Source organism: Vibrio sp. QJM3NY_26 (assembly GCF_057786005.1).
Window position 1 is genome coordinate 836,405 of sequence record NZ_CM173516.1, and the last position, 18,134, is coordinate 854,538.

Consider the following 18,134-nt stretch of genomic DNA (forward strand, 5'->3'; position numbering starts at 1 on the left):
CGAATTAGATGAGCGCAGTGTGTTAAATGATCTTAGCCGTTTCGTAAGCAGAGCTTGGTGCCATCGAACTTCAATTTTGCCAACAAGTGTTTGGCGTTAGCTCGGCCAATATCATCAAATTCCACACCGTATCGAGCGTAGTGCGTCGATTTTTGCAGATTACAGATGATGCCTCTCAAAGGAGGGATAAGAGGGCCATTGTAGTTTTCAGGTGTAATCTCGATAGACACTCGATCGGCAATCTGAATTGCACGAGAGGTCGGAGAGGTCACAAAACGACAACCACTTTTCGATAAGTCTCTTATCTCACAGTTTGCTCGTTGGTCGTTGAAGATAATTCTTGAAGCCAAGTTCACTTCATAGCGTGTTTCTTTACGCAACTGAGTGACTTGCATCGTGCTTGGTGTCGAAAGTACAAGAATAGGGAAGGGTTCACCAATCTTATGGTGAATTTGACTTCTAAAGTGAATAAGTGCGCCCTCACCTCGCAGAGAGTAGGCTCGAGCGGTCATCCAAAAACCTTCTTGAAAGAAAAAATTCAGATCTTCATTGGATACCTCGGGAACCTCAACCACAATACAGTTATCACTGTGTGTACCGATAAACTTGGTGGTGGCGAGAAACTTCGTGCCAACTGGAGTCGAGACATTTAATGTCAGCTCACTGCCGTGCTCAATCATGGCCAGTGCATCGGTGCTGTTTATCGTAGAAACGGTGCGGTTACGAGGATCTTGAAGTGCCTGATTATGCTCCAAAGGCTTCTTCAGTGGTGCGTTCATTATATATTCTCCATGCGCCAACATGCGTCTGTTAGTTATATTGGTAACTTGCTAACAAGGGGTTATTACGTGCTAGATTGAGTAGGCGTACTCACATAGATTTATAGAGTGCCTTTTATCATTGCTGTTTTTATATTAAGCCGATGGCACTGAATTAACTACTTTGTTTGTAAGTACTTAGTTTTATTTATATGCACTTGCGTTAGTCTATTACAAGGAACTCATACTTCAAACTTTTATTGTTTGTCGTATCAATTATTTGCAGGAGTTGAGAATGCAGGCAGTAAAATGGGATCAAGAAGTGAACCAGATCACAGTTGAGCTAGAACCCAACCAGTTCGCGGTCGTTAAGTATCAAAAGGACGGAGATGTACTACATATCACCTCGACACGAATCCCTGATGAACTACAAGGCAAGGGCTTTGGCAAGGTGATGATGGAGTCGGTCTTGCCTGAAATTGAACAAGCAGGCTTTAAAATTGTGCCAGTTTGTAGCTATGTCGTTCACTACATGAATAGGCAGCCACAGTGGTCACATCTTCTATCTGATAAAGCATAGCAACGAGTAATATGTCTCAATCAATATCGTCAAATAATCGGGCTCAACCTGAAGCGAGTTCAAGTCAAAATCAGCCTGAGCTTTATCAAAAAATAGCGACCTCGTTGGGTTGTCATGAAGGGTTTGATGTCCAAGTGATTCAACGCCTGTGGGGAGGATATGGCGAGTTAGTTCGCTTGGTCTTTTCTCAAGAAGGCCATGCTGAACTGAAAAGTGTGATTGTTAAACATGTCGCGTTACCAGATAAAGCAGAACACCCAAAGGGTTGGAATACCAAACTCTCTCACCAACGAAAGGTGCACTCTTACCAAGTTGAAACGGCATGGTATCAGTCGTTCACTCAACAGTGGGATGAGCGTTGCCCTGTACCTGTAGGGCTGCATTGTGAGTTACAAGAGAACGAATGGTTGATTGTGATGCAAGACTTAGCCGAAATCGGTTTTCCGTTAACTTCTCAGTTTAATGTGCTTGCTGTTTTCGATGATCTGGCAACCAAAGATACTCAGTCTAAACTGGCGTTTGGTTACACATTAGAAGAGCAAAAACAACGCGATGCTTGCCTTAAATGGCTCGCTAATTTTCATGCGAAGCATATCCATACTGACCAAGAGCAGTCTGCGTCATTGTGGCAAATCGGTACTTATTGGCATTTAGACACACGCCCTGATGAGTTCAATGCCTTGGTTGATTTACCATTGAAGAATCAAGCGCAACACATCGACTGTGTACTCAGAGAGTGTCCGTATCCAACCTTGGTGCATGGTGACGCCAAGCTCGCTAATTTCTGTTTTGATTCAGAAAGCCAAAACGCGGCTGCGGTCGATTTCCAATATGTGGGTCATGGTTGTGCGATGAAAGACGTGGCTCTATTTATGAGCAGTGCGGTGAGGCCGCAAGATTGTGCAGAGCTTGAATCACAGATGTTAGAGACTTACTTCCGATACTTGGAAGAGGCATTGGCGTACTATCAGCCACAGTTTTCGTTTGATGAAGTCGAAGCCGCATGGCGACCAATGTTCTATGTGGCGTGGGCTGATTTCCAACGTTTCGTAAAAGGTTGGAGTCCAGAACACTGGAAGATCAATCCGTATACTGAGCAATTGACCTTACGAGTGCTCACTCAATTAGACGAACAGGAGTCCGTCAATGTTCGATAAAACTGCGAGCTGGAAAACGCCGCAAAACTTTTTATTACTGATTTCGATTGTTGTCCCTGTCGCGTTTTCAAGCTGGATGGCTCTGCTGAATAACTTCGTGATAGAGAAAGCGAACTTTGATGGTGCCGATATTGGCTTGTTGCAAAGCGTTCGTGAGATTCCTGGTTTCTTAGCGTTTACCGTGGTGTTTGTTTTGGCATTCATTCGTGAGCAACGCTTTATGTTGATATCGCTGGCGATGCTGACCGTAGGCACGGCGATTACCGGTTTATTTCCTACACTCACAGGCTTGTTACTAACTACGATTTTGATGTCGACGGGCTTTCACTATTTTGAAACGCTCAAGCAATCTTTATCTTTGCAGTGGCTGAATAAAGAAGAAGCACCAGAGATGCTGGGTAAAATGATCTCTGTGGGCGCGCTCGCGTCATTGATAACGTACGGATCTATCTGGGTGATGTTGGAACAGCTTAAGCTGGATTTCGCTTGGGTGTACGGTATTACTGGAGGCATTGGTTTTATTCTGGTTTTAGTGATGACCTTTGGCTTCCCTGAGTTTCAAACCAAGACTCAACAAAATAAGAAATTGGTGCTGAGAAAGCGTTACTGGCTCTACTACGCACTCACGTTTATGAGTGGCGCGAGAAGACAGATCTTCACGGTGTTTGCTGGCTTCTTGATGGTAGAGAAGTTCGGTTACTCGGCTGCTGATATAACACTACTGTTCTTAATCAACTATCTGTTTAATTTCTTGTTTGCCAAACGTATTGGTCGATTTATTGGTGTAGTCGGTGAGCGCAAAGCGCTGATCTTCGAGTATGTCGGTTTGATTGGTGTGTTCGTTGGGTATGCTTTAGTACAAACTGCGGAGTGGGCAGCCGCGCTGTATGTGGTCGATCATCTGTTCTTTGCGTTGGCATTGGCGATCAAAACCTACTTCCAGAAAATTGCAGATCCTGCTGATATGGCTTCAACCGCTGGTGTCTCTTTCACCATCAACCATATTGCAGCGGTTGTTATTCCAGTCGCGTTTGGTGTGATCTGGTTGTCTTCCCCTGCGACAGTTTTTTACATTGGTGCAGCAATGGCAGTGGTTTCTCTAGCGCTGTCTTTAAACATCCCTAAGAAGCCTGAAGAGGGCAATGAAGTTCGGATGTTTAGCTGGCGCTAATGTGCATTTCAATCTGGTGAGATAAATAAAAAGCTCCAATAGCGATATTGGAGCTTTTTTGTATGTGCTATCAAGAAGCGTCACGCTCTAAACGTATGAGTTTGAATACTCGGATTTACGAACAGTAGGGTAAGGTGTTTTATATCTCATCAACGCGAGAAAAAATAAGCAGTTTTCGCTTCAAGCTCTCATGTTCAAAGGAATGTGTATAGCAGCCTAATGGACAAGTCTCGTATGTTGGGTTCGAATCACGATGATTTATAATGTGATAGGTCGAGCGTAGGCTCGACCTTGCGACTAAGTTAATACACGTAAACGGTTTATTTAATAACCGAGAAAAAGAGTGCAGCTATTGATAGTACTGTGGGAATTATCATCCCGAAGATCAGAAATTTCATTTTCATCCAATATAGGCTTCTCTCATACTGGTGAGTTCTTTCCATCAGAAACAATATACGATCCATCTTTATATCTTCACCACCAAAAACAAGTGATAGTTCACTTTCATAACCTGATCTCATTTCAATGTTCCTACTTTTTAGTGACTAATATTATTTTAAATAAAACTTTATAATAACTTACATTGGCTCTGATTAGTTATAGAGTGGTTGATGCCATCAGCAATTGATATGGGTATAAGTAAAGTCATCGATTTTATTATTAGTGAAATAATCCCCTAATGTAAACTAATCAATAAATAACAATATAATACAAAGTTAAATATTATTGTCCTACTCATAGGGTTAAGTTCAAAACTGATTCGATATGAATTTCAATGTTTACATTAAAGTCATGCTCATTAGGTGATTGCCATTAGATAATAAAATCCTAGATGTGAATATCTACGTTATTGATCCCATTAATTACTTTTCTCAAGTGCGGGTTGTAATTTGGTTCCCCATACCCTTTCAGCTGATGTACAGTTACTCTACTAATTTAGAAAATGTACACGGCTCCAGCATCTTTCCAGGAATTATCACTCCAATCGAGAAGAGGATCCGAAGGATGTCCAGGTGCTCCAATAGCAAGCTCATCAGCGCCGGGTTTAAACATCATTGACTTCCCGAACTCCTCGTTTACACCACTGACACTATCACCAGTAAAAACGCCTTCCCATGCGTAGTCTCGATCACCATAGTTAGTTAAGTGGTAAACATAAACCGCACCGTCTGTATCACCACCAATTTCTAAGGTATCAGGGCTGTGATGAAAACCAAACCCTCGCCATGGGGCCTGTGGGGCGGATACCGCTAGATAACCGTTGTCACTAAGCGCGATATCAGAACCAAAATTTTGACCTTTAAATGCCTTTACTGGATCTATTGAATCGACGTTTGACCAAAAACCTTTCTGTGAGTCGTATTTATAACTAAAGACTTTATCAACCCCGGGAGCTCCAACGAGAATAAGGTTTGCGTCTTTATTTATAGTGACTGATGACCCGAAACCACTGTTTTCAATTGGGATGGGCATTTTCAATACGGTTTCTAAACACCATATATCGGTGTAATGGTTTGGATAGGGGTTAAGACGGTATACATAGACAGTACCACCGTGCTTGACTTCGCTACCTGTATCTTTTCGTAATGAATCCATAGGAGAACCAACGACTATAACGTTGTCTTTTGCAATAGCGACACTAGCCCCGAATTTTGCATCGATAGCTAGATCATCTGGACGCTTTAGTTTTAGTTCACTAGGGTGACGTACCGTTTTAATGCCCGATTCAGGAGCCGATGGAAAGTTGAGATCTTTATTGAGGAAGAGTGAGACTTCTCCTGCCATATTTTTATTTTTGTGCCCCATGACGATGATACCACCATTATCACCTGAGCTAGCTAAAGCTTGGCCATAAGAATCAGTAATAGAACCACTTGAATCGCTGTAATTTTCGAACCAATGTTCTAGGTATCCATTATTATAGTGACTATTTGTTTTGCCAAAAATAACGAGCGCTTTGTTTTCGTCCGAAGCAGAATACGTCGATGTTGCAAGCATCATGTCTTCGAAAGTGTTACCTATGGCCACTAAGCTATTCGTTGATTTTCGTGCTTCAGTGTTATAGCTCGTTCTATTCGCTATTTCTTCATCATAATTATAATTGCCATTTTCCTGCGCAGTATAAATACCAACTATATGATTTGATTCTTCACCTGAATTGACGATTAAATGATCATTTTTCCAGGTTAGTGCATCGCCAAAGCGAACGTTGCTCGAATCGGAATGCTTAAGGTTCGTTTTAACCCGAATGACAGTTTGTTCTAGATTTTTTAATTGAAATTGTGGAGATTGAACAAGACAATAATCATTATTTTTGCAGGCTAGCAGTTCATAATCAGAAGCAGCGGCATCAAAATCGACGAGGTCGATCTTTAGCTTATATGAAGTACCAGTGATTGATGGTTCAATTACTTCGCTAATTAAGCCATGAGCCGAGGGTCTATAACGTATCAACTTATAATGTTTAATTCCTTCAATTTTATTCCATTCTAAAAGTATGCTTTTAGCTTGAATTGACTGAGATACGGTCAGAGAAGAGTTGTCTTGGTGAGTGTCTGATGATGGAGATGAATCACTTCCACATGCAGATAAGTTTAATGCGGTGAATATAAGAAAAATGTACTTTTTGGTCATTGTGACCCTCCATAGGTAGAAAATTAATCCGAAGTGCTGATGAGTACCTTAAACTCTGTCTATTGATTAGTTGAGCCATAGAATAATTACTAATTCTCTTTAAATCTAAATTTAAATTATCAACATTACTTTTCAATAAACGTGATATCTAGCACTTTACAAAGACCTTAATTTTCTAATTCGTCAACCTACGAGACAATTAGCGACACTATCTTTAATACACGTAACTTAGGAAAATGGAGTGAACAGAGTTTGTATGTGGGGTTTTCTAAAATGATAATCATAATTTTTTAAGCACTTTATCAGAATGTTTATATTTAAATATGTGTCATATTAAGTATGAAATCTAATAAGCCTTTCTGTATGTTGATTATTTAATGTCTAAATTAATGTTCAGTTGTTGATGTGTTATGGGTGAATATATACAAAATATCATTGAATCTCCCCTGGCTAAGTGGTTATTTGTCTTGGGTTTCTAAAATATACGTTGGGATGTATAAAATAAGTAAAGCCCTCATGGAAGATTGTTTTGAGGGTTTTACCATTCATTTTTATTTGACTATTAAAGTCTTCATTTTCCATGGTGTAAATCTTTGAGCGGCTCATTTGTTGGTTCTAATGAAACAAGAGTTTGATGATGGAATAATGATAAGGAAGCTCTACTCATGAGTAAACCTGCTACGGATGGTCAAAGAAGCGTTACGCTCTAAACGGATTGCTTCTTATGCCATTGGCTCTGCCAAGGCGCTTGAAAAACGCTTCTTATAGCTGCGTAACATGCTTAAGCTGAATATGGCTGTTAAGGTTTCAGCAAACAGGATACTTGCCCAAATACCTTGTTCTGGGAATAGCTTTGGCAAAATCATGATACCCAATGCGACGAACACAAAACCTCGTCCTAGAGATATCAGTGTTGCTTGCTTAGGTTTGGCCGTTGCCTGAAACAGGTTGGCGATCACCAAGTTTATGCCCATCAGCGGCACAGCAAAGAAGAAGAACGTCAATGCGGTTGATGACAGTGCAATCAAATCGCTTGAATCACCCAAATAGAGGGCTGCGATTTGTGGAGCAAGCAGGTACACCAGAACCATAAACACCAAGCCGCTACCAATGGCACTTTTTAAACCTAAGCGAAAAATCGCTTCGATTCGGTTTGGTTGGTTGGCACCATGATTAAAGCTGATGATTGGCTGACATGCTTGAGCTATGCCGACCATTACAAACAGAGCAAAAACCCCAATGTTTGCTGTTAAGCCGTAGGCGATAATATGGTTCTCACCAAACTGATGCAGCAACACGTAGTTGAACAATAAGATGGTCATCGCTGCGGTTACTTCAATGAAGAATGTCGGCGTACCTATTTTTAGGATGCTTGGCAGTTTGCCCAAACCAATCCCTTTTAAGCTCATTTCCAAGGTGCCTTGTTTACGCACGAAATGGCTTAATAAAATACAAGCGATAACACCTTGAGCAATTGCTGTACCGTAGGCCGCGCCTTTCATGCCCCAGCCAAATTCTAAGACGAAGAAGTAGTCCAAAACTAGGTTAACCACAGCACCGATCGACATCGCATAAGTTGCCAGTGTTGGGTTGGTATCGTTTCGTACAAAGCACGACATGACCCAAGCTAACGAGTACAACACAAAGAATGGCAGCATCACAGACAGGTAATCGTGAGTCAGTTCCGCCATGTAACCAGAAGCGCCCATTAACGCAATCATGTCGTCTAGAAAATACAAAGCAATGCTGACTGAAATGGTGCTAAGCACGGCGGTACTGAGCATTGATTGGCTAAAGAGGGTTTGAACCGACGTTGTATTTCCTTTGCCGACTTCGATAGACATAAGTGCTGCGCCGCCAATGCCCACCATCATGGCAATGGCGGTGAATATTGAAAAAGCAGGGATGGTCAAAGCGATAGCACCAAGCCCATCAGGGCCAACACCGCGTCCGACGAACCAAGCATCTCCCATGATAAAAAGAGACTTGATCACCATGCCCGTTAGTGCGGGCCAAAGGTATTGATAAAAGGATTTTGAGATCGGATCGGTTTTGAGATTAATGCCCATTCCAGAAAGCTCCCAACAAATTGGATGAAATAAAGAGGGAGCATTATCCGAACTTAATTGGATTCTAAAAAGGGATTATCTGCGTGTTATGTTGCACTATCTGCACATCGAGTTCGAAACTCTGCGGGTGACTCGTTCATTTGGCCGCGATAAAAGCGACTGAAATAGGCAGGGTCTTCGAAGCCGAGTTCAAAAGCGATGGTTTTAATTGTCTTGGTCGAAAAGATCAATTCTCGGTTCGCTTCTAAGATGGTTCGGTCGTGGATTAGTTGCGTGACCGTTTTACCTCGTTCTGCTTTGACGATTTCGTTGATGCGCTTGTTAGTTATCGACAGCGCTTGCGCATAAAATTCGCAGTGTTTGTGCGTGGCGTAGTGTTGCTCAATCAAATTAACAACCTTGTTAACTCGGCTGTCGCGCACTTCACCTTTCAATGAGGATTGGGTGGCAAAGCGTAATATGTAGCGCAAAAAGCTATTCATGAGTGATTCTACCAAATCCCAGTCGCTATCCACTCGCTCACATTCTTCTTTGATCATGGTGAAAATAGGCAGCAGGTAGCGGTTGCCTTCCTCACTGCAATCCAAATAGGGAGGGCGACTTTGATGCATGGCAAAAACAGTGTCGACTAATTGTGTGTTGCGATGATTGGTTTTGACAAAACCTGGGGTAAATACCAGTAAACGAGCATTTTCTCCCACCAGTTCTGAGCGGTGCACCTGACCTGGAGCGATGGTAAAAATACGCCCGACCTTGTTGTCGTAGTCGACGAAATCAATACTCTGACTACCGAGATCATCCACGCACCACACCAACTCCCAATACTCATGTCTGTGTGGTTCTAAGAACGCATCGTCGCTGTTAGATAACTCAGTCACACGACAGGGCTGACCTTTAATAAGGCGCATGTGTTTGATGGGAGTACTCATGACATTCCTTTGTTGGAGAAGGGCGCTGAAGGCGATGACTAAAGCCGACAATGATGGGTGTTTCTAATGTAGCCGATTGCGACTTTTAAGTCATTTGCTTGGTGCGTTATTAGCTATGAGCAATGAAAAAGTGATCGTGGAGAAACAGATAGGAGTGTGCAGAGGGGAGTGAGGTAATAGCTTAGATTTGAGTCGCTAAATAGAACCCTAGAAGCGCACTACGGGCTTCTAGGGTAAATCCATAGAACTTAGTTGCTGCTCGCTGTTTTTAACGAAGAGCGCAGCTTAAAGATCCCTTTTGGTGCCTTGGTCAGCAAGATGCCACAAAGTAGAGGGAGCATCATAAGCAGAGACTGTTCAGATAGAACCTCACCATTGATGTAGCAAGAGATCAGTAGAGCAACTACAGGGAAAATTAGGAAGCAGATAGACGCTTGGAACGGCGTCGAAACCTGTCCTAATTTAAAGTAAGCCACAATGCCGCCAACACTCGCCACAAAACCTAGGTACACGACAGCTGAGATTGAATCCCAAGTGAAGGATTCAACATTAACGCTTTCACCCATTGCAGAAACTGCGAACAAGAATAGAGAAGCAATTAAGCTCGGAACGGCGTTGTAGGTTAGAACTTCGATTCCTTTGCAGTGCTTTTGAACTAAAACATACATCACTGCGTGAATGGCAACAGCAAGGCCTAAACAAACCGTGCCAATAAGGTAGTCATCACCACCCATTTGCATTTCATTACCAAGGATTAAACATAGGCTCATAACAGCTGTGACCAAACCAAAGATTTGATGTTTCGCCAATCGTAGACCTAAGAATAAACCCGACATCAGCATGACAGCGACTGGCATGTTGGCGAAGATGATCGACGCTAGACCAGAAGAGATGTATTGCTCACCATAGATCATCAAAGTGAACGGAATAGCAAAATACATCAGTGCCACAATAAGCAGCCATTGACGTTTACCTTTAGGGAAAAGCAAAGGTTGGTTGAAGACTTTTGCTAATACCGCAAGCAGAGGTGCTGCAAGTAAAAAGCGTAACGCAGTGGCAAAAATAGGTGGGATAGAATGCAATGCCACTTCCATAGCGAACCAAGTGGTTCCCCAAATTAAGCAAACAGAGACAAAAAGCAAGATAGTTAGAGACTTCGAATTCATGGTGACTACTCATTAATAATTATTTTAAATCATAGGCTTGTGGCGCCTTAATGACGTGGCACAGTATAGATAAGTAGTCGGAGAAATTTTTTGTCTTTTTGTCTCTGATTTTGCTTTTTTATAGAAATAAAATCTCCAATATTACAATTAAAAGTAAATTATTTCTTCAATGTTTATATTTTACAAAGTCATTATTCTTTGTGGGGTCAAATTAAATATTAGAAAATGGGCCTTCTAATATTTAATTCTCTTCGTTTGATTGTGTGAGTCACTTATGAATAAGATTCAGCGTGTCGTTTTAGGTCGTCAATAAAAGCTCGAATCCTGGTTGGCATTTGCAAGCCATAGTTATGCACGATATAGAAAGGGGCTTTAAGTATCTGCCCTTCCGGCAAAAGGCTCACTAATGTACCTTTGAGCAGTTCTTCTTCAATAGCTTGTTTTGGTAAGCAAGCAATGCCTAATCCAGATAAAGCCATCATTTTTATGGTAGGAACACTGTCACCTGTACGATTGGCCTTGAATTGGTAGGTGTTCACTTTCCCTTTGCTCACTTCAAAACTTCTTTGGCTGTTAATACCTTCCCACTGATTGGCAATATAATCATATTCGGAAAGATCATTTGAGGTGACGGGTAACTGTAATTGTGTGTTCGCAAGATAGTCTGGGTGGCAGCACAGTACCTGTTGAAGGTCACCAAGCTTTATTGCTCGAGATGTTGAATCTGGTAGTTCGCCTACTGTGACCGATAGATCTATGTATTTATCGATGAGATTGAGGCGCATATCGCTGGCTAATAATTGAGGTTCGACACGGGGATGGGCTTTCATGAACTCACACATCGCCGGTCCAATAAGATTTGTCATCAATGTGTGTGGCGAGGTGATGGTGATGGTGCCTGCAAAATCAGAACAGGACTCGCGTGCTTCTTCTTCAGCAAGTGTCATTAATTTTCGCATTTCCAAACATCGTTGATACAAGCGCTGACCAGCATCAGTTAGAGATTGTCGACGTGTTGTTCGAGTGAGTAGTTTTACATCAAGGTATTGCTCAAGCCCTTGTAAATGGTGACTAACGACAGACTTTGATAGCTCTAGCTTATCAGCCGCTTTGGTTATAGAGCCAGACTCTACGATTTGGGCGAATACTTGCATACGATGTAATTCGTTTTTCATTGTTGTTATTGTCTCATTAAATCGAACGATATTTGAAATCCTACGGTATTTATCTATTTTCACAAACAAGTAAGCTTCTCCTCGTACCTTAACAAAATAATAAAACGGAGAGAATAATGACTATTTTAGTGCAATTTAACTTGAGCCATACTGAAGATAAAACGGCAGAGATCGTTGAGTTTTTTAACGAAATATTGCCAGATACTCGAACTTTCAACGGTAACCTTTCTGCGGAACTTTACCAAAAAGATCTGTCTGAAAACGCCTTGGTTCTATGCGAAGAATGGGAAAGTACCGCTCACTTCAATGAATACATTGCTTGGCGCAAAGATATTGGCGATTTTGACCGTTTAGGCGCGATGCTTACGGATATGCCAATTATCACCGTCATGTCAAAAATCGTCACGACCTCTAAGGCGTAATGATGAATAAGATATGGAGCCCTTCTTCAGTGCCCGCTCCGGCCGCTAATTATCACCAGTGTGCGTTGATTCCTGCTGGCTCGACGCGGTTACATATAGCCGGGCAACTAGGGATTGGTAGCCAAGGTATGGTTGCTGAGAGTGCGGAAGAACAAATTGTATTAGCATGGAAAAATTTGAGAGGCGTGCTTCAGGCCAATCAAATGGATGTGGAAGATCTTATCAGTGTAAGGCTGTACTTAGTTGATCGAAATGATATGCCTGAGTATCAAGCTGCAAAGCAACGCTTGCCTTTCGATGTTGGTGGTCTCCCAACGACATTATTGTTTGTTAGTGGGTTATTTGATGAGCGATGGAAAGTTGAAATTGAAGCTGAGGCGGCGAAAGTGATTTAAGGCAATTGCTGTATTCTCAATGTTATTGAGATGGAATCTTAATGGCGTAAAAACCCCCTTTATTGAATCAGACTATAAAGGGGTGAGAGCTACCACACGAAACGGTAAACTAAAAACGAAGGTTGAAACCTAGCTCGACGCTGCCATCAGAACGGGTAGGGTCACTTGGACTAACGTGCTTTTGACCGAATGTATATTTCACATATGGTTCCACCCATTTGGGTTTCAGCGTAAAAGTGACGTCTTGGCTGTTTGAAGCTTAAGCTTTGATCTAGGTAATTGAATGTTTGTCTTTGATGGTTGTTTGTAGATACAACAAAAGGTATCAATAATCGTTTCATCGTACCCTCAACTTTCAAAAAAGGAGCCGCTGATAAGCGGCCCCTTTGCTTTTATATTTATTATTTTGACTAGCGCGATCTTTGACGGCTTGTTTTATTTTCTGACGTTGTTTTTGTTAAAGAGATTTTGTTTTTACGACTTTGATCCGACCCTAAACCTGAGAGAAATTAACTACGCTCTGCGTCCCTTTTTCATCTTACCTTGCATATTTATATCAATGGTGTTAGCTGATTCTATGTCCGTAATTAGTCGTTCATTTAATTTTCTGCTAGATAGCCTTCTGAATATTAAGATGCTTCAATCGCTAGTTATGTGGTGCTCCTAGCCAATGAGAGGAGTTTATGGACTAAACAAAAAAGCCTCTAATCTCTTAAAAGAATAGAGGCCTTAACGATGAGTTATTAATGAAACAGAGTAAAGAGGGTGATAACTACTGGTTATTATTGAGTTGTGATTCAAGTATTTTCCTCAACCACAGCGTCATTGGGCTATTTCGGTTTTTGTGATGATAGTATGCACAAACCGTTGGTTCGTAATAGCTACTATCAAAGAGCAACTTGATGGCTCTTAATGAGGTTTCTTGTTCAATATCTAGGAATTTAGATGCTGGGAATAACATGTCTGAGTTTTTGACGACATCAATAACTGCAGACGGTAATTCTGAACGGAAACCAATGTTTGCTTTCAACCCTTTTACTTTGAGTATTTTCTCTGCTTGTGACTGGTGTGAATTCCAATCAACCGCAATCACTGAAGCTAATTCAAAATTTACCCCGTCTTTAATTTCTAAAAATTCTTTTTCGTATGGGTGATCTTTCCTGACATACCCTTTGAAAGTATCTTGTGCAATAGGCTTTTGCAGTAGTTCTTTAGGGGCATGGTTAATCTCGTAGTTCAACCCTATGTAAACTTCATCATTAATAATGTCGGTCATGGTTGTGCCTGACCAATTCAATAGCTGAATTTGTACTAGCGGTGCTTCAGAACGAATGGCTTTAAAGAGCTTACTTGAAAGAGACGACAGCAAATATGGGGACAATGCGACTTTGACCACTCCTTGTAGTTCAGCGGGATTAAAATCATTGCTGTTATTAATAGCGAAAGAAAGTTCATCAAGTATTGGTGAAATGCTTTCCGCTAGCATAGTCGCGTGATCAGTTGCACGTAATCCGTGGTGCGTTTTTACAAATAGCTCATCGCCAAAATGATCGCGCAATCTTTGTAGAGCTTTACTGATCGCTGGTTGAGATACGAACAAACGTTCGGATGCTTTGCGCATATTCCGCTCTTGATGCAGGATCATAAAAGTTCGCAGTAGATTTAAATCTAAGCTAGAAAACAAGTCTTTTGCCATATTGAGCACCTTATTATTAGTTATTTAACTATAAGGTTGGGTCGGTACGAGAACAAATACATATTTTATATAGGTGTGATGCCTGTAAAGAAAAACCCGCACTTGGCGGGTTTATAAGTAACAATCTAAATCTTTTACTGCGTAACGGGTTTGACCGTTTTGGTTTGCCTTACTGCCAGAATAAGCTGTGGTAGTAGTGACATCACGATCATGCCTGTCATCAGTGAATACTGTACTGGAGTGAAGGATTCACCCATCAACACCATCCCCGTAACGATGCCAGCCACTGGGTTAGCGATGCCACCGAAGGTGAAATCGACCACTGACATGCGTTGTAGTAACCATACATACATGCCGTAACCTAGTGCTGTATTCAGCCCAATTACCCACAATAGACCCATTGCGTTGCGAGAATCGAAATGAGTGACTGCATTAATATAAGGTTGCGGGTCGATGAACGCATGAACGCCAGACGCGACAGACAAAATAGCACCGCCTAGAATCAGTTGCCACGTTAATACCTTCCACCAGTGCATGCGATTACCCAGTGATTTTGTAATGCTGCTGCCGATGACAATACACATGATTGCGGCGAACATGGCACCTAAACCGATTGGATTCAAAGCGATTTGGCTTGGGTTAAATAGTATCCACGCTAAGGTGATCAAGCCAATACCAGACAGGGCTTGAATCAAATGCGGGCGCTGCTTTTTCACTACCCAATGGAAGATCATCGCGAACACAGGCACAGAGATCATACCCACGCCAGAAATCGCTGAAGGCAGCGTTAGTGCCATCACGAAGATCAGGCCAAAGAAGGTCGCAATATTGATAAGGCCCAATGTGAAAATGATCTGCCACTCGCCTTTTTTAGGCAGTGTCGGCTTTACCGCTAGCAATAGCAAACCAGCAGGTAACGCACGCAAAGCACCCAATAATAATGGTGGCCACTCCTGTAGCGTAAATTGCGTCACTGCATAGGTTGTTCCCCAAAAGAATGCGGGGATCATCGCGAGTAATATATTCATATGAAATATCTTTACGTTAAGATAACTATTGTGTGAACTGTATACTGAGAACTAGTGGTTGTAAAGTATCTTTATGTTAAACTAGTTTAAAGTAAACAAGACTAATCACGGAGCTAGATTGCAAATGGATGCTATCGACCGCGTTGTAGAGCAATGGGCAAAGGAAAAGCCCGAATTAGAAACTGAGCCTATGGCAATGATGGGCCGAATTATGCGTATTGCCAAGTATATGGAGACGCAGGTTGCCGAGCTTCATAAAAAATACGACATGAAACTCGGTGAGTTTGATGTGCTAGCCACCTTGCGACGTTCTGGAAAGCCTTACCGACTCACGCCATCAGAATTGATTGGGTCGATGATGCTGACATCCGGCGCGATGACCAATCGCCTTGATAAATTGGAAGCTAAAGGGTTGATCAGTCGTGAGCACAGCAAAGAAGACAGACGCAGCGTGAGTGTTCAGTTAACCAAAGATGGTCTGATTCTGATTGACCAAATGATGACTGAGCATGTTGAAACGCAGAAGAAGCTGGTGAAATCTCTGTCTGCGAGCCAGAAGAAAAATACTAACCAGCTGCTGAAAACATGGTTGAGTGCGTACGAGTAGTATTGTTGAACTCCTTTTATATTCATTAAAAAACCGAAGCTCAGGCTTCGGTTTTTTGTTTCTATCTAAGAATTTCAAGTACAGCTAATTGGCGAGTTAAGCTTGCAGCATCTCGTCACTGAATAGCTCTGCACAACCAATACCATTAATGGCGCAGCTTTCGTCGATATCTGATATATCGCCGCTAACCCCGATAGCGCCCAGTACCGTTTTATCCTTGTCTCGAATCAGTAGCCCCCCTGGTACTGGTACCATGTTTCCGTGTGCGAGCACGTTTACGGCGGAGATAAATGCTGGCCTTGTATCAGCATCTTGGGCGAGTTTTCTAGAGGAACAACCCAGTGCGAGTGCCCCCCACGCTTTAGCGATCGCGATGTCTGGTCGCATCATGCTAGAACCGTCTTGACGTTGCAGAGAAATCAGCTTGCCACCACTGTCTAAGACGGCGACCGTCAAAGGTTCTGTGTGGATCTTGTTTCCTGCTTTTAAGGTGCCATCGATGATGGTTAACGCTTGTTGTAGAGTCAAACTTCCCATGTTATCTCCTAGTTTTTCAAGGGGCCGTGTACCAAGCTAAGTCAGCCAATCATGACTCTTGTTGGTGAGCATCATTGACTGATTCAGTTCGGTACAAGAGTCCTAACTGGACTCTTGTAACAGCCCATAGCTGGGTAAAGTTAGGAAGGCAGCGAACTCATCGGCTGTAGAAAGTTGATAGAAAAGATCAGCTGTCTCTTCAAATCGACCTGCTGCATAGCGCGAGTCTCCGACTTCATGTTTTATGGTGTCTAGCTCTTGGTAAAGCCAAGAGTGGAATAGTGATTTGGTAAAGGTTTGGCCATCATCGAGTGTTACCCCGTGGTGGATCCATTGCCAAATATTGGCTCTCGATATCTCAGCGGTTGCGGCATCTTCCATAAGGCCGTAGATAGGTACACAACCATAGCCTTGAATCCAAGCCTCAATGTAATAAAGCGCAATGCGTATATTTTTACGTACTCCTGCTTCGTCGCGGCTGCCTTCACAAGGTTTTAGCAACGAGTCTGCATTGATCACATGCTCTGGGCTTTGGAAATCTATTTGGTTTACTTTGCCATCTAAGTGCTTATCAAAGATCGACATTGCCAAATCAACCAGTGCAGGGTGCGCAACCCAAGTCCCATCGTGTCCGTTTTGAGATTCTCTCTGTTTGTCTTCAATTACTTTGGCAGTCACACGCGCCATCTCTTGTGGGTCTTTCGCTGGAATAAAGGCTGACATACCACCCATTGCCAGTGCACCACGAGCGTGACAAGTGCGCACCAACAGTTGGCTATAGGCGTTGAGGAATTCTTGATCCATGCCGATTCCGTGACGATCTGGCAAGATGCGGTCTTTATGGTTCTTCAGCGTTTTGATGTAGCTGAAGATGTAATCCCAACGACCACAGTTCATCGCTACGATATGATCACGCATTGCATACAAGATCTCTTCCATCTGGAACACGGCTGGTAGCGTTTCGATCAATACTGTCGCGCGAATAGTGCCTTTGGGTACTTGGAAATAGTTTTCGGTGAAGCTGAAAATATCGTCCCACCACTGTGCTTCTTCCATGCTCTCAAGCTTGGGAATGTAGTAGTAAACGCCTAAGCCTTGTTGTGCTCGTGACTGATAGTTGTGGAAGAAGTACAAGGCGAAGTCCATCAAGCAACCGCCGATAGGCTGATTGTTGAATTGGATGGATTGCTCAGGAAGGTGGATCCCTCGTGGGCGTGCGATCAGCAGTGCAGGATCGTCGTTTAACTGGTAACTCTTCTGCTTTTTCTCATCGAAGTAACTAATGGTGCCAAGATTGGCATCTCTTAGGTTGATTTGTCCTTCGACCATATTGGCCCAAGTCGGGGAAGAGGCATCCTCAAAGCAGCACATGAAGACTTTCGCACCTGAGTTTAACGCGTTGATCACCATCTTTCTTTCGATGGGGCCGGTGATCTCTACGCGGCGATCAAGCAGCTCTGGCGGCGGTGTTACTACCTTCCACTCTTTATTCTGACGAATGGAAATGGTGTCTTTTCTGAAATTGGGTAGCTCTCCCTCGTCATATTGAGCTTGTTTTGTGTCGCGGTCACTTAGCAGGGTATGACGGCGATCTCCAAACTTATTGACGAGAGCTTCTAAGAATTTTAATGCATCTTTAGACAAGATCTCTTTGTACTCGGAGTTGTCCATATTCCCGAGTACCTGCATACACTGCACTTCTTCTCTCTCTTTTACGTCATTCATCATTGTTGTCTCCTTTGAACAATACGATGTCACTTTGTATACAAAATGCTCTTTTTAAGGATATTTATATTGTAGAAATTGTAAA

General features: G+C 42.5%; 16 protein-coding genes. 6 read left to right on the plus strand and 10 right to left on the minus strand.

What is annotated here, in order from left to right; translation table 11 throughout:
• Positions 1 to 32 precede the first annotated feature (32 nt).
• Positions 33 to 779 (minus strand): flagellar brake protein, encoded by a 747-nt coding sequence (locus tag AC3CH4_RS19020; RefSeq protein ID WP_004732802.1) that lies wholly within the window; start codon positions 777 to 779, stop codon positions 33 to 35.
• A 274-nt stretch (positions 780 to 1,053) separates the two neighbouring features.
• Here AC3CH4_RS19020 and AC3CH4_RS19025 point away from each other — a divergent pair, with 274 nt between their 5' ends.
• The 3 genes from AC3CH4_RS19025 to AC3CH4_RS19035 are packed head-to-tail and all read left to right on the plus strand — an operon-like array spanning position 1,054 to position 3,666.
• On the plus strand, positions 1,054 to 1,338 hold the full coding sequence (locus AC3CH4_RS19025; protein WP_004732803.1) for a GNAT family N-acetyltransferase: 285 nt from the start codon (positions 1,054 to 1,056) through the stop codon (positions 1,336 to 1,338).
• A gap of 11 nt (positions 1,339 to 1,349) precedes the next feature.
• Positions 1,350 to 2,495: a phosphotransferase gene (locus AC3CH4_RS19030; protein WP_146455373.1), complete on the plus strand. Its 1,146-nt coding sequence runs from the start codon at positions 1,350 to 1,352 to the stop codon at positions 2,493 to 2,495.
• Entirely contained in the window at positions 2,485 to 3,666 is a 1,182-nt protein-coding gene (locus AC3CH4_RS19035) for an MFS transporter (protein ID WP_146455375.1), read from the plus strand. Before AC3CH4_RS19030 ends, AC3CH4_RS19035 begins: the two co-directional genes overlap by 11 nt.
• Before the next feature lie 936 nt (positions 3,667 to 4,602).
• On the opposite strand, the gene AC3CH4_RS19040 is transcribed toward AC3CH4_RS19035, so the two are convergent.
• The 5 genes from AC3CH4_RS19040 to AC3CH4_RS19060 form a co-directional block, all read right to left on the minus strand.
• Positions 4,603 to 6,300 (minus strand): hypothetical protein, encoded by a 1,698-nt coding sequence (locus AC3CH4_RS19040; RefSeq protein WP_488544283.1) that lies wholly within the window; start codon positions 6,298 to 6,300, stop codon positions 4,603 to 4,605.
• Between the two features lie 722 nt (positions 6,301 to 7,022).
• Entirely contained in the window at positions 7,023 to 8,369 is a 1,347-nt protein-coding gene (locus tag AC3CH4_RS19045; protein WP_488544284.1) for an MATE family efflux transporter, read from the minus strand.
• 86 nt (positions 8,370 to 8,455) lie between these two features.
• On the minus strand, positions 8,456 to 9,298 hold the full coding sequence (locus AC3CH4_RS19050) for a helix-turn-helix domain-containing protein (protein ID WP_488544285.1): 843 nt from the start codon (positions 9,296 to 9,298) through the stop codon (positions 8,456 to 8,458).
• A 248-nt stretch (positions 9,299 to 9,546) separates the two neighbouring features.
• Positions 9,547 to 10,464 (minus strand): DMT family transporter, encoded by a 918-nt coding sequence (locus tag AC3CH4_RS19055; protein ID WP_488544286.1) that lies wholly within the window; start codon positions 10,462 to 10,464, stop codon positions 9,547 to 9,549.
• A 272-nt stretch (positions 10,465 to 10,736) separates the two neighbouring features.
• Positions 10,737 to 11,639 (minus strand): LysR family transcriptional regulator, encoded by a 903-nt coding sequence (locus AC3CH4_RS19060; RefSeq protein ID WP_488544287.1) that lies wholly within the window; start codon positions 11,637 to 11,639, stop codon positions 10,737 to 10,739.
• Positions 11,640 to 11,752: 113 nt separating this feature from the next.
• On the opposite strand from AC3CH4_RS19060, the gene AC3CH4_RS19065 reads away from it, so the two are divergent.
• Both AC3CH4_RS19065 and AC3CH4_RS19070 read left to right on the plus strand, forming a co-directional pair.
• Positions 11,753 to 12,061, plus strand: a complete 309-nt coding sequence (locus tag AC3CH4_RS19065) for a putative quinol monooxygenase (protein WP_488544359.1) — start codon at positions 11,753 to 11,755, stop codon at positions 12,059 to 12,061.
• Positions 12,061 to 12,456, plus strand: coding sequence for a RidA family protein (locus tag AC3CH4_RS19070; protein ID WP_488544288.1), 396 nt, complete (start codon positions 12,061 to 12,063; stop codon positions 12,454 to 12,456). Before AC3CH4_RS19065 ends, AC3CH4_RS19070 begins: the two co-directional genes overlap by 1 nt.
• 772 nt (positions 12,457 to 13,228) lie before the next feature.
• On the opposite strand, the gene AC3CH4_RS19075 is transcribed toward AC3CH4_RS19070, so the two are convergent.
• The gene (locus AC3CH4_RS19075) at positions 13,229 to 14,152 is read right to left on the minus strand and encodes a LysR family transcriptional regulator (RefSeq protein WP_065206413.1); all 924 of its coding nucleotides are present in this window, start codon (positions 14,150 to 14,152) and stop codon (positions 13,229 to 13,231) included.
• A 134-nt stretch (positions 14,153 to 14,286) separates the two neighbouring features.
• Positions 14,287 to 15,180, minus strand: coding sequence for a DMT family transporter (locus tag AC3CH4_RS19080; protein ID WP_135456933.1), 894 nt, complete (start codon positions 15,178 to 15,180; stop codon positions 14,287 to 14,289).
• Positions 15,181 to 15,304: 124 nt separating this feature from the next.
• On the opposite strand from AC3CH4_RS19080, the gene AC3CH4_RS19085 reads away from it, so the two are divergent.
• Positions 15,305 to 15,787, plus strand: a complete 483-nt coding sequence (locus AC3CH4_RS19085) for a MarR family winged helix-turn-helix transcriptional regulator (RefSeq protein ID WP_010432677.1) — start codon at positions 15,305 to 15,307, stop codon at positions 15,785 to 15,787.
• Positions 15,788 to 15,883: 96 nt separating this feature from the next.
• Here the strand turns inward: AC3CH4_RS19085 and AC3CH4_RS19090 are convergent, their stop codons facing one another.
• Together AC3CH4_RS19090 and aceB are read right to left on the minus strand one after the other, a co-directional pair.
• Entirely contained in the window at positions 15,884 to 16,324 is a 441-nt protein-coding gene (locus tag AC3CH4_RS19090; protein WP_060980973.1) for a GlcG/HbpS family heme-binding protein, read from the minus strand.
• Between the two features lie 102 nt (positions 16,325 to 16,426).
• Positions 16,427 to 18,052 carry a malate synthase A gene (gene aceB, locus AC3CH4_RS19095; RefSeq protein WP_488544289.1) on the minus strand — a complete coding sequence of 542 codons (1,626 nt, stop codon included), beginning with the start codon at positions 18,050 to 18,052 and terminating at the stop codon, positions 16,427 to 16,429.
• Between the last annotated feature and the right edge of the window lie 82 nt (positions 18,053 to 18,134).